Consider the following 11,996-nt stretch of genomic DNA (forward strand, 5'->3'; position numbering starts at 1 on the left):
AAAAACGCCGGGACCGGGATTTGAACCCGGGTGATCATATGATCATCGGATTAGCAGTCCGACGCCGTACCAGGCTGGGCCATCCCGACATATGAAAAAACAGTATAATAAGTTATATGTTAAAACTTATTTATAAACTTAATTATTTTTATAATGGCATGTTCAAAAGTGGACTAATCTCAAAAATATAAGTTATCTAAAAAAGCCAACTCCACCCCGGGATTCTACAAGCATTGAATGTTAATAGTAAAGCTGCTCCCTTCCGGGCCTGACCCGTTCCTATACTAAAGATGACTAATTTTTACCCTCCAGTAAAAACTTCACCACCACCAATCCTGTAGGACGAGGTTTCTATGTTGTTTTTCTAGGCTTATATTCTCTTAAAAAGCCGCCTTTTGAACTTCAACCGCACCAAAGGGGGTGTGTGCTTACAGAGGACCCCTAACCCTCCGGTCTAGCCACTAATAATATATAGCTTTAATCTTATATAAATGTTATTAAAATTAGACTTACTGGAAAAGAAAATAATTACTGTAAATAAAAAAAATTACCTGAAAAACGATTTTCTAGAAAAAAATAAAATTATAGTAACTGGTTAAAAATAAGTAAAAAATAAAAATAGAAAATAAAAATAGGTTAAATTAGAATATCTCTTGGATAATATCTCCATCAGAAATAATACCTATTAATTTTCCATCATCAACAACTGGGAGTTGATTCAATATTCCAGAAGAAGCACCTTCTTTCATAACATTTATTGCTGTTTCAATAGTATCTTCAGGAGAAACTGTACAAACAGATTTAATCATTATCTCATCAACACTTGTACCCAATTCATATTTATCCAAAATCAGATTATGACCTACATCAGTTGCAGTTATAATACCTATCAGTTTATCTCCCTCAACAACTGGAAGTGAACTAATTTTATGTTTCATTAACTTTTCAAATGCATATACAACATCAATATCAGATGTGGTTGTAATGACATCAGTAGACATAATCTCCTTAACTTTCTTGTTCAACATTCTCAGCACCTCCAAACTCTTCTAGAATATCACTAACCATAATATCAATGGTTTTATTAATATCCACATTGTTAATTATACGAGAATCATGAATTTTTGCCTGTTCAACTAAAAATTTTTGTGTCTTTCTGATTGTTTCAAAGTTTTCCATATATCTCTCAAGGGATCTTTTTACCCAAGGCTGCCTACATCTGGAATAAAACCTCTGTTTGTGGGACTCTTCATCATCAACAGTCAATGTAAAAATTATTATATTGTTATTTTCTAAAAGATCGTTTCTAATAAACCCAGGAACAACATGAACTCCTTCAATAATAGTACTAATTCCTTCTTTTACAGATCTCTCAATAATTGCCTCAATGCCTACATTAACAACATCAACATGACTAATAAATCCTTCAATAACAGAGTCAATTCTAATTGATGGAGTTCTTATACTCTCATATGCATCAAAGCTGGATTTATGAATAACAGGACTCAAGTCTTTTGAAACTATTTTACGCATAACTTCACGAATCATATCTGTACTGATAAGATTCTTTAATCTTAACCTGTTTGCAAGTTCAAAAGCCATTGATGACGTACCAACACCAGATGCACCACCTATTAAAATAATAAGAGGTTTTTTGGATGTTCTAAGTGATCTCCAATTTTGATATTTTTTAGCTACATTTGAATCGACTTTTCTAAGGTGTTTTAAAACGACATCGGCCAACTCGGAATTAGAAATTTCAGAAATATCATTATTAATTAATTCATTTTCAATATCGCTGGCTATTTCATGGGCTCTTAAAGAACCAATATCTGCAACATTAAGAGATCGAGCCAGAATTCCTTTGGAAAAAGGTTCTTTATACAATTTACCATCAACATCACCAGTAATCCAAATCATAATAATTCACCAGTTAAAATATGATAAAATATTATAAATTAATATTAAATAAAATTTGTTATTTGATTTTCTGATTGAAAAAAAGTAAAAAAAAGAGATGAAAAATTATTCATCTAAAGAAACTAAGCTTATATCATAATTTGAGCCATCTTTAATATCTATTAAGACAGCTCCATTATCTTTAAGCATTCCTGGATTAGCTACATCAGTAGTTTTTCCAATTTTACTGACTGATTTTGCTTCATGAATATGACCGCAAACATTAATCTCAGGTTCAAATTCATGAATTGATTTTAAAATTCCCTGACTGCCAACATGTTGCCCATTTTCCATCTTATCCGCTTCAGTATTATACGGTGGAGCATGAGTAACAAGAATTCTTACTTTAGGAACCTTATCATTGTAAACATAGTCATAATTAGCTAACAATTCATAAACATCTCCATAAATCTTATTGTCCTGGATTTCACCGGGAGTGTTAAATGGAGTTTCATTAGACCCGCCATATCCAAACAATATTGCATCCCCATAAGCAATGATATTATTATGAAGACAGAAAGAAACTTCATTAATCGCATTGCAAATACCTTTAGGGTCACAATTTCCAGGTATGGCAATTACATCAACACCACAATCAGCCACCTTATCAATAAATGTTCCAACAAAGTCTAATGGTCCGAAATCAGTTATATCTCCAAGAATTAAAACTAATTCAATATCATCATTATTTTTTAAATAAGTATATAAGTTTTCGTTTTCTTCACCGTGAACGTCACTTACTGCTAAAATTTTTGTCATAAAATCACCTTCATTATTCTAAAAAGAATGAACCCATTTCTTTTAAACCTACTTGAAGATCAGGTTTATCTCCATGTAGCTGAATAGTCACATCATCATCAAATTCAATGATAAGACCATTCCATTCTGCAATTTCCTGAACTCGTTCTTCCGCTAAAGGATTTTTTAATGTAATTCTACCGGTTGTTAAACCTGGCGGTGAATTAACAAGGAATTTTGATCGTGATTTAGGAAATTCAAATACTTCTTCACCTTTCATGACTCTCTTTAATAAATCAAGCCATTCATCAACATATTCCTCGCCTTCTTCTTCTGCAATAGTTAAAAGAGTTCCTTGAACTTTATTTAAAGACATTTCAGCTTTTGCCAACTCATTAATCAAATCTGGATGGGAAGGGTCCCTTTTATACGAACTAATTGAAGACCTAATTAATCCCATCTCGGGGTTAATTCCACTTGGAATTTCATATCCTTTTTTACTTAAATCAGTTAGGAGATGATTTAGAACTAACCAATTCTGTTCTGAGGGCAAACTCATAAATGTCCACCTATAATTTTTAAGGTAGTATGATTAATTTTTGCATCTGCTTCTTTTAATTCACGTTCAATTTCAGCAGTATTTTGATAAGAATCTAAAAATAAAACATGATGAGTTGATGTACCTGCGATATTTAATATTGCTATTTCATCGGATTGTTTTAGTTCTCTTTTATCAATAGTTGCTTTAAATTGTACATATGGCTCATATTCTTCTGGAAGGTCTGAATATTTAAAAATACCATCTAATGTTGCTACAAACATAATTACACCTCATTGTATATTTAATAGTATATTTTTTCTTATTAATCATATATAAACATGATTACGAATAATTCGTATGTGAACAAACTAAAAAAATTTAGATAAAAAAAAGGTTATCATAGATATGATAACTCTCCAAAATGTCTTTTCAATGCCTAAAAAAATAAAAATAAAAGGATTAAAAATCCTTAAATTTATTCACCTAATGCTTTTTTGATTGCAGGAGTTGCGTCAATTCTTTGAGCATCAAAGGTTAATTCTTCAGCTGATAATCCCATAGCTAATCCGTATAATTGAGCTAAGTGGAATACAGGAAGTGCAAAGTCAGTTCCGTATTTTTCGTTTACTTCAACTTGACCTTGGTCAAATTGTAAGTGACAGAATGGACATACGTTAACAATTGCATCTACACCAGCAGCAGTCATGTGATCGAGTTTTTCTTTGGTGAAACTAGTAGTTACATCAAGGTCTCTGGATCTTAAACCTCCACCAGCACCACAGCACATCATTTTGTCTTTGTAGTCTACTGATTTAGCACCAGTAATTTCTACAAGGTCATCTAAGATGGATGGGTTTTCAGCTTGTTCTTCAATACCAATAGTTTTAGTAGGTTTTAAGAAGTGGCAACCGTAGTGTACTGCAACATTTAAGTCTAAAGGTTTTTCGATTAATGAAGCTAATTTTTCGAAACCAACGTCATCTCTTAAGATTTGAGCAAAGTGTTTTACTTCAACAGTTCCTTTGAATTCTCTGCCGATTTCAGCTAAGTTTTTGTTAATTTCAGCTTTTTTCTCTTCACTTTCTTTTAACATGTGGTTACATTCGAATAATGAACCGAAACATCCGTTACATTCAGTCATGATGTCAGCACCCATGTCTTCAGCAAGAGTTAAGTTACGAGCTGCAATAGTAGCCCAGGTTTCTTCATCAAAAGAACCGAATACACCAGGAGCAGGACAACAAGATGCTCCTTCCATGTCTTTTAATTCAATATCTAATGCTTCGAATAATTTTCTGGTAGCTTTTTCAACACCAGGATAACGGTTGTTCATAATACAACCTAAGAAGTATGCAATTTCCATATTATAACTCTCCTCATAAATCTATTCTTTTAATCCACCGGTTGCTTCATCGTAACCGATTAATTCGTCAAATCCGGTAATTTTACATAATTTTTGTACTTCTTCTAATGCTTCAGGGAAAGCATGAGTAGTAGGTGGAATTTCGGAAAGACCAATTTTAGTTCTTAAAGCTTTAGTAGCATCGTTGATTGGTACACCGTGACCAGTATTCATTACAAATACACCAGTCATTTTGTGAGGTTTTGCCATGTAACCAGCGTGAGCTGCGATGTTACGTGCTTTTTTGATAATTTCTACAATTTTAACACTTCTGAGACATCTTTCTTGGCAAGTGTAACAAGTGGTACACATCCATAAAGCATCGTCAGTGATTACTTCTTCTTTTAAACCAAGTAAACATTTTCTGACAATTTGTCTTACTTTGTACGGAGTTCTTCTTCCAGATGGACAACCTCCACTACAGGTACCGCATTGGAAACAGTGTTTTACAGTTTCAATTCCAGCATCGATAAATTCAGCAGTGAAATCTGGATCACGATTACTATCAGTTAATAATTCTTTATCAGTCAATAAAGTCATAGTATCTCTCTTTGTATCTTTTTTATTTAAATCTTCTTTAGCTTCTTCGACATTTTCTTCAGAAGTTTCTTCTTCCTGTTCAACTACTTCCTCAGCAGGAGCTTCTTCTTCAGCAACTTCAACTTCAGCTTCTTGTGGAGCTTCAACTTCAGTTTCCTCAGGAGTTTCTTCTGCCTCTTCCACAATTTCTTCAGCAGCCTCTTCAGGAGCATCTTCTTCTAAAGTTTCGATGTCACTTTTAAAAGTTAAATCTTTTTCATCGGTTTCAGGTTCGCTTTTTACTACATCATCCCTAGGAACAGTAGTCTTTGTACCTGAAACGATGTCATCTTGTACAGCTTGTGAAGATGTAACTTGGACATCATCAGATGTGTTTGATACATCATTACTGATGTCTTTTTCTTCTGTATCATTGTCTCCTTTAAATAGAGACTTTAAACGATTTATAATAGACATTGAAAACACACCTCGGATAATCATCGGACTATTTCCTCAAATCCATAATAATATTCTTTAAAAATCCATATATAAAGGTTACTAAATTTTTAGCTAGTGTAATCAAAAAGGTTACAATGAATAAAAAATTTTTATTAACCTAAAAGGTTAAATATTAACATAACAACAAATAGGAAAGACACAAATGATTAAAAAATTTGAAATAAAATCACATGACGGGCCTGGAAGAATCGGAAAAATAGATGGAGAAATTACTCCCAAAATATTTTATAGAAAAGATTTAAAAATAGCTCCGAATGAAGGATCTGCATATAATATTGACCGTGAAATTGCAGAATTTAATGTTAAAGAAACATTAAGACTTGCAGAAGAAAACGTTGATTCATGTGATGTTGCAGTTATTCAAGGATCAAAATATATTGATTTAAGAATAGACTGTTTAAAACAATTAGAAGAAATCGGATACAATGGATTTATAATAGCTAATGGAGATGCATTATTAACCAACTCAAGAGATTTGGTTGAAATGATTGTATCCCTTAAAAAAGAAGCTAAAAAAAGCAGTTATTTTATTTTCCCATTTTCAGAATTATCTTTTATGCCAATTTTAACATATATGGGAATTGATGGATTTTTAGCTGACTCTGCAAATTATTATAGTCATTTGAATGTTTTACAAACACCAACAAAATCATATGATTTGAATACCTATCCTATTTATGAAAATATTACTCAGGAAGAACTGGAGAAAAAAAATATCGAAAATATGGAATTCGTAATTAAAGAAATCCGCGCACATATGAAAAATAGGTCTTTGAGAAATCTTGTTGAAGAACGTTCTGGAACAACTCCGCAAAATATCTCAACTTTAAAAATACTCGATAGAACATCTATGGAATATCTGCTTGAGTTTACCCAGTTATACTGAATGAATCAATCATGTTTTTGAACTCACGTTCTGATTCACCTGAGACATCTAATGTTCTGAGTTCAAAAATATAGATATCACCATACTCAATAAAAACATAAGTATGAATATCAAAATTGATTTCAGGAGTATCCATGTTCGCATGAAGTTTAATTGCATCTTTTGAAGCAATCCGGACAAAATCCGAAGAAATTATAACCCCGCCATCATCTGAAATTGCATCTTCCATAAAAATTTTATAATCATCCAGATTGGTTTGTGTAGGAAACATCACAGCATTAATCAAGTTATCCTGACCTTTGGATAATGTTGCAATGCAGTCAGGATTGGAGAGAATATCTGCCTTTTCCACTTCCCATGAACTAGGATATTCGAAAGTGACTCTACCGGTATTGAATGTTTTCATGAACTAATCCTCTCTTTTTGATGAAACATCAATAGTTTCAGGTTCTTCTTCAATGGTGTCAATGTATTTGGAAAATGGTTCCGGAAGCTTTGGCATAACTTCTTTTAAAATTTCAGCAGCATCAAGTTCTAATGCATGACCTGAAAGCAATTGTTCAACATCAAAGTCAAATTCAAATGGTTTAAGCAAATCCTCGGTAGGTACTCTTAAATTAATTTTCTTTTTGTTGAGAATCATTTTAAGAGTGCTGGTGTTTCTAATCTGCTCGTTCATATCCTCAACAGTGGTTTTTATATCATATGCTATAGCTTTGTTTTTCTCATTAACCTCATGTTTAGATTTTTCAATAGACCTTTCTAAACCTTCGGCAAGTTCAACATTTCTTCTGTTAATATTGTCTCTTGCTTCATCAATAACAACATTTATTGCATTTAAAATGGATTTGTTGAGTTCAACATTATAAGCTAGAATCATTCTGTTTTTATAATCAAGTTCTTTAAAAATAGCTACTCTTTCATCATCAATTTTTGTAATTTTTTTGTTTAACTCATGAATTTCGTCTTTAGCTTTCAACAGTTCCTCTTTATCTGAAAGCTGTTCTTTAAGTGAGCCAACATCATCAAAAAATGAGCCTTTAAGTGTTTGTATTTGATCTTTCAGTGTTGCAATTTCATTATCCTTTTCTTGAATGATCTGGTCGAATTCATTGAGTTTTTCTTGTGAAAACTGATTATTAATAAGATTTTCATATTCCCCTTGTGCCAATACTTTAACCAGTTCGTTATCTTCAAAAGGATCTTCTTTTTTAAGACTAACCTGTTTTTGTTGAGATTCCTTTTCAACAGCATTACCGTCTTTGTCTTTACTAGTATACTTTTTAGTATAAACTCGAACAGTTCTAAATTCATCACTTTCCATTATTAACACCACTCTATATTAATAAATAAGTCATGTTTATTTAAATAGTTAATGATGAAAAAAAGAAAAAAAGAGAAAAAAAGTTTTACTTATTCTCCTTTTCAATCCACAATAACATTGCCTCCTCAATAGCTTTTGAATACCAACCTGTTTTAAAAAGCATTTTATTTGAGGCTAATTTGCGAAAATCCAAGTCAATATCATTATTGATACTAATTGTAACACGCTTGTTTTTAGACATAGAAATAGATTGTATAAACTAGTTAATAAAAGTTTTAGTAGTTTTTTAGGTCATTTTAAGATGAAAAAATGAATATTAATGTGAATCAATAATTTTAGGATTTGATTATTTAAAAAAATTAAATGAAAAACAGAGAATAATAGTGCTGGAGAACCAGCACCAGATAAAATAAGAGTTAAAATCTATTTCTTCTGTTAATTATTGCAGATCCACCTAGAATAGCGCCAATTGCAAGAAAACCTAAAATTGGATTGCCAGTAGCTAACATTGAATGATATGTGGTTGCATTGGATGAAGCATTTCCAGTTTCATTGAAATTTACATTACTGTTGGCGCTTTGAGATACTGAATTTGTAGCTATTGAATCATTAACGGTATTATTAGAAGATGATGTATTTTCAACAGGTTCACCTGCAGCATGTTCCATGTGAGTATAGTTATGTTCAGATATTGAAGTATCAGTAAGTCTGTCATTGGCTCCACCATAATGACTTCCTGTCAAAGAACTTATGTTTTCATATTTGTTTCCAACCGCCCCATCATGATTTCCTGCATCTGCTGCACAAACCACACCTGCAGATGCAATCACACAAAATATTGCAAGTAATGTTAATAATTTTTTAGAGATATCCATAATAATCACCATAATATTGAATATATTTATTTTTCAAGAGAAACAAACTCTCTTTCACAAGTAATTATATGAATAAAGCCACATATAAAGCTTTTCGAATGTAAGTGCTCACTTACATCTTAAAAATATAAAAAAATAAATTTAAAAGGTTAAAATAAAAAAATATGCGTTTTAAATTAAAATAAATAAAAAAAAGTTGATTACATTTAAAAAAAATGAAAAATGATTATTCAACCATTTCCCATTCATTATATCCTAAATGTTTATATTTATGGCCATCAGGCCCTTCATGAACTTCGCCGGTGTAAATTATTCTTCCTTCCTGAGCGCTGTAAAATGCTCCCGGATCCACATCATCTGAAGTTGAAGTCTGTTCTGAAACAACCTCTTTGACAACCTCTATTTCCTGAGTTGTTGTATTTTCAGTGAAATTGTCGTTTCCCTCAAAGGTACACTCAACAGTATAATTTCCAGCTTCCTCCACATCAACTTCTACTTCTGCAACACCTTTTTTGTCAGTGACTGCAACTTTGTGGTCTTCAGTTCCGTTTTCATCTTTGATTGTAACGTTTACAGTCTCATTATCTATAGGTGTTCCATTTACATCTGTAAGTTCAACATTAATTGATTCACCTTGAGAAATTGTATCATTGCTTTTTATGGTTAAGTTTGCTTTTTCCTTACCATAACCCGGCATTACTAAAGCCAAACCAATTACAAGAACTGCAATAATCACAATCAATGCAACTACAATAATTTTATTTCTATCCATTAAATCACCCCATATTAATTATTTGATTAAAATTGATATGTCAAAACACTTTGAAAATTTAGCGTATAGATATTTAGGATTAGACTATCAAATAAACAATCGCATAAAACAATTGTTTTAAAATTTCATCAAGTACTATATTGTCTTAACTGATATTTAAAAATAATTTGAATCAAATGAAAACATTTATATAATATTAAAATATAAGTATTATACGATGTGAATTGAATTTCATATTTGTACATGACACAATTCAACCATTTTATAATCTCCAAAATGATTAGAATATGTTTCATTTCGGAAGTAGTACTTCAATATCTACTTCCAAACTCCCCCCCCTTTTTTTGAAATTAATTAAAAGAAACCAACTATTTTTTTATAAAAATATTAATTACATATTTAAATTCCTTATTTAAAAGAAGACAATTATAAATGTTTTATTAAATTAAGAAAATTAAATAATAAGATTTATATAATATTAAAATAAAATTAATAAACGATGTGAAGTAAATTTCATATCTATATATGAACATCAGTCAACCATTTTATAATCTCCAAAATGTTTAGAATATGTTCTTTAAGGGAAGTAGACCAATCTACTTCCGCACTCCCCCTTTTTTTAAAAACTAAACATCATCAAGAATACTTGGGTCAGCTCCGGCAATTTCAACCAAATACTCTGCTTCAACAATGTGCAATTTTGACGGAATAATAATGCAATGGAGAGGACCTCCAAAATCGAAATCTAATAACTCTTTAATTTTACCCGCTTTAACACAAACATTTTTAGAACCCACTCGAGCAATACCCATAGCCAGGCTGTCTTCAGTGACCAAACCTTCACGATTAAGGTCATTTTCAATACTCATAAGATACTCCAGACCTTGATTAACAGTCATGTAACGGTCTTTGTGAGCCTGAATATCCAGTAAAACTAAAGTATGCAAATCCATTTTTAGATTTTCTTCAATTGCCTCATAGGGAGATTTCGGATAAAAATTATAGTCAGGAAACGGAATTGTAGTAACTTTTCCAAATTTGTATCCCTGAAGGCCTGAGATAGCTGGTGCTGAAGACAATATTGATGAACCGTGAATAACTTCATAATATATTCCTTTTTTAGAACACTGAACCAAAAAATCACTGTGGGTGGTTGCAATTAAAGGATCACCACCAGTGATTAATGCAACATCTGCAGTTTTAGCCTCATTAATGAATTTGTGTTCTTCTTCAACTTCACCCCTAACCAAAACTTCAATTTTTTGACCTACAAGTTCCTCAATAGCTTCAAAACTTGAACCAAATAATCTTGATGTAAAAAATTCGGCATAAATTTTATCAACATTTCTTAAACATTCCAAACCTTTCAAAGATATATCCTTTTCATCAAATAATCCTAAACCCACTAAATAAAACATAATACATTATATAATAATTTAAACATAATAAATTTTATGAAATGTGTTAAAGTTCCATTAAAGCAACTAAATGATGCACGTATAAAATTAATGGAAGCCGGAAAAATGAATATGGAATATAAAATAAAAGCAGAAAATGAATTCGGTTATATTCCAGTTAATGAAGATGTTGAAGGCTATGAAATTGTCTGTATGAAATTAGAGCCAATGAAAAAAGTGCCCCATAGCTTTGCTGAGATTTTAGAAGATGAACTGACTTCTGAAGAAATTGAAACATTAAGAACATCTTTCGACACCATTGGAGATATAATAATCCTAGAAATTCCGGACAATTTAGAAGATAAGAAATTTAAAATAGGTGAAGCCGCACTTAAGTTTACCAAAAGAAAATCAGTTTATATGAAAAAAAGTGCAGTTAAAGGAACAACAAGAGTTCGTGATTTGGAATTTCTAGCCGGCACAGACGATTCCGTTACCATACACAAAGAACATGGCGCCAGACTAAAATTAGATGTTAGAAACATGTATTTTTCACCAAGACTTGCAACTGAAAGAAAACGTGTAATGGAAAACGTTAGCGATGGTGAAAAAATATTAGACATGTTTTGTGGAATCGGACCGTTTCCTATTGTTATTGCAAGAAATAAAAATGTTGATATTGTTGCTGTTGACATCAATGAGGAAGCTATCAAATACTTAAATGAAAATATCAGACTTAACAAGCTTCAAGGTTGCATCAAACCATATGTTGGTGATATTGCAGAGGTCAGCAAGGAGTTTAACACTAAATTTGACCGGATTATTATGAACTTGCCCGGCCTTGCCTATACTTTCCTTGACCTTGCAGTGGATTTAATTGAAGATGGTGGAATAATAAATTATTATGAGTTTTCTGATTCATATGAACAGGGAATTAAACGCCTAGAAGCCGCATGTTTGAAGAAAAATAAAAAAGTGGAAATCATAAATACCCGAAAAGTCAAATCAACAAGTCCCGGAGAATGGCACGTGGCAATTGATGGAAAAGTAACCGGATAGATTGA

General features: G+C 31.7%; 15 protein-coding genes, 1 tRNA gene and 1 other RNA gene. 2 read left to right on the top strand and 15 right to left on the bottom strand.

The genetic code is table 11. The features are described 5' to 3' along the window. Nucleotides 1-5: 5 nt before the first annotated feature. From IJL02_RS01150 to hdrC, 9 genes are all read right to left on the bottom strand, one after another. A tRNA-Ser gene (locus IJL02_RS01150) sits at nucleotides 6-89 on the bottom strand. 61 nt (nucleotides 90-150) lie between these two features. Continuing rightward, an RNA gene (gene ffs / locus IJL02_RS01155) (signal recognition particle sRNA) lies at nucleotides 151-465 on the bottom strand. 176 nt (nucleotides 466-641) lie between these two features. Continuing rightward, entirely contained in the window at nucleotides 642-1,028 is a 387-nt protein-coding gene (locus IJL02_RS01160) for a CBS domain-containing protein (RefSeq protein ID WP_292808170.1), read from the bottom strand. Beyond that, nucleotides 1,009-1,920 (bottom strand): 2-phosphoglycerate kinase, encoded by a 912-nt coding sequence (locus IJL02_RS01165; protein ID WP_292808171.1) that lies wholly within the window; start codon nucleotides 1,918-1,920, stop codon nucleotides 1,009-1,011. The genes IJL02_RS01160 and IJL02_RS01165 overlap by 20 nt, the downstream gene beginning before the upstream one ends. A 105-nt stretch (nucleotides 1,921-2,025) precedes the next feature. Continuing rightward, entirely contained in the window at nucleotides 2,026-2,718 is a 693-nt protein-coding gene (locus IJL02_RS01170; RefSeq protein WP_292808172.1) for a metallophosphoesterase, read from the bottom strand. A gap of 13 nt (nucleotides 2,719-2,731) precedes the next feature. Next, a complete protein-coding gene (locus tag IJL02_RS01175) occupies nucleotides 2,732-3,256 on the bottom strand; it encodes a DUF2096 domain-containing protein (protein WP_292808173.1) in 525 nt (174 codons plus the stop codon). After that, entirely contained in the window at nucleotides 3,253-3,519 is a 267-nt protein-coding gene (locus IJL02_RS01180; protein WP_292808174.1) for a DUF749 domain-containing protein, read from the bottom strand. The genes IJL02_RS01175 and IJL02_RS01180 overlap by 4 nt, the downstream gene beginning before the upstream one ends. 194 nt (nucleotides 3,520-3,713) lie before the next feature. Next, nucleotides 3,714-4,601 carry a CoB--CoM heterodisulfide reductase subunit B gene (gene hdrB, locus IJL02_RS01185; RefSeq protein WP_292808175.1) on the bottom strand — a complete coding sequence of 296 codons (888 nt, stop codon included), beginning with the start codon at nucleotides 4,599-4,601 and terminating at the stop codon, nucleotides 3,714-3,716. Between the two features lie 21 nt (nucleotides 4,602-4,622). Then, nucleotides 4,623-5,636, bottom strand: coding sequence for a CoB--CoM heterodisulfide reductase subunit C (gene hdrC, locus IJL02_RS01190; RefSeq protein WP_292808176.1), 1,014 nt, complete (start codon nucleotides 5,634-5,636; stop codon nucleotides 4,623-4,625). A 184-nt stretch (nucleotides 5,637-5,820) separates the two neighbouring features. Between hdrC and IJL02_RS01195 the strand changes: the two genes are divergently transcribed. Further along, entirely contained in the window at nucleotides 5,821-6,564 is a 744-nt protein-coding gene (locus IJL02_RS01195; RefSeq protein WP_292808177.1) for an archaeosine tRNA-ribosyltransferase, read from the top strand. Here the strand turns inward: IJL02_RS01195 and IJL02_RS01200 are convergent. The 6 genes from IJL02_RS01200 to dph5 form a co-directional block, all read right to left on the bottom strand. After that, entirely contained in the window at nucleotides 6,548-6,970 is a 423-nt protein-coding gene (locus tag IJL02_RS01200) for a hypothetical protein (RefSeq protein WP_292808178.1), read from the bottom strand. The two genes, IJL02_RS01195 and IJL02_RS01200, sit on opposite strands and share 17 nt — an antisense overlap. A 3-nt stretch (nucleotides 6,971-6,973) precedes the next feature. Next, the gene (locus IJL02_RS01205; protein ID WP_292808179.1) at nucleotides 6,974-7,888 is read right to left on the bottom strand and encodes a hypothetical protein; all 915 of its coding nucleotides are present in this window, start codon (nucleotides 7,886-7,888) and stop codon (nucleotides 6,974-6,976) included. An 85-nt stretch (nucleotides 7,889-7,973) separates the two neighbouring features. Further along, nucleotides 7,974-8,129: a hypothetical protein gene (locus IJL02_RS01210; protein WP_292808180.1), complete on the bottom strand. Its 156-nt coding sequence runs from the start codon at nucleotides 8,127-8,129 to the stop codon at nucleotides 7,974-7,976. 175 nt (nucleotides 8,130-8,304) lie between these two features. Then, entirely contained in the window at nucleotides 8,305-8,763 is a 459-nt protein-coding gene (locus IJL02_RS01215) for a hypothetical protein (protein WP_292808181.1), read from the bottom strand. Nucleotides 8,764-8,989: 226 nt separating this feature from the next. Next, the gene (locus IJL02_RS01220) at nucleotides 8,990-9,535 is read right to left on the bottom strand and encodes a FixH family protein (RefSeq protein ID WP_292808182.1); all 546 of its coding nucleotides are present in this window, start codon (nucleotides 9,533-9,535) and stop codon (nucleotides 8,990-8,992) included. A gap of 626 nt (nucleotides 9,536-10,161) precedes the next feature. Next, nucleotides 10,162-10,953 carry a diphthine synthase gene (gene dph5, locus IJL02_RS01225; protein ID WP_292808183.1) on the bottom strand — a complete coding sequence of 264 codons (792 nt, stop codon included), beginning with the start codon at nucleotides 10,951-10,953 and terminating at the stop codon, nucleotides 10,162-10,164. 36 nt (nucleotides 10,954-10,989) lie between these two features. Here dph5 and IJL02_RS01230 point away from each other — a divergent pair, with 36 nt between their 5' ends. Next, on the top strand, nucleotides 10,990-11,991 hold the full coding sequence (locus IJL02_RS01230) for a class I SAM-dependent methyltransferase family protein (RefSeq protein WP_292808184.1): 1,002 nt from the start codon (nucleotides 10,990-10,992) through the stop codon (nucleotides 11,989-11,991). Nucleotides 11,992-11,996 lie beyond the last annotated feature (5 nt).

The organism is Methanobrevibacter sp., from assembly GCF_017427765.1.
Lineage (GTDB): Archaea > Methanobacteriota > Methanobacteria > Methanobacteriales > Methanobacteriaceae > Methanocatella.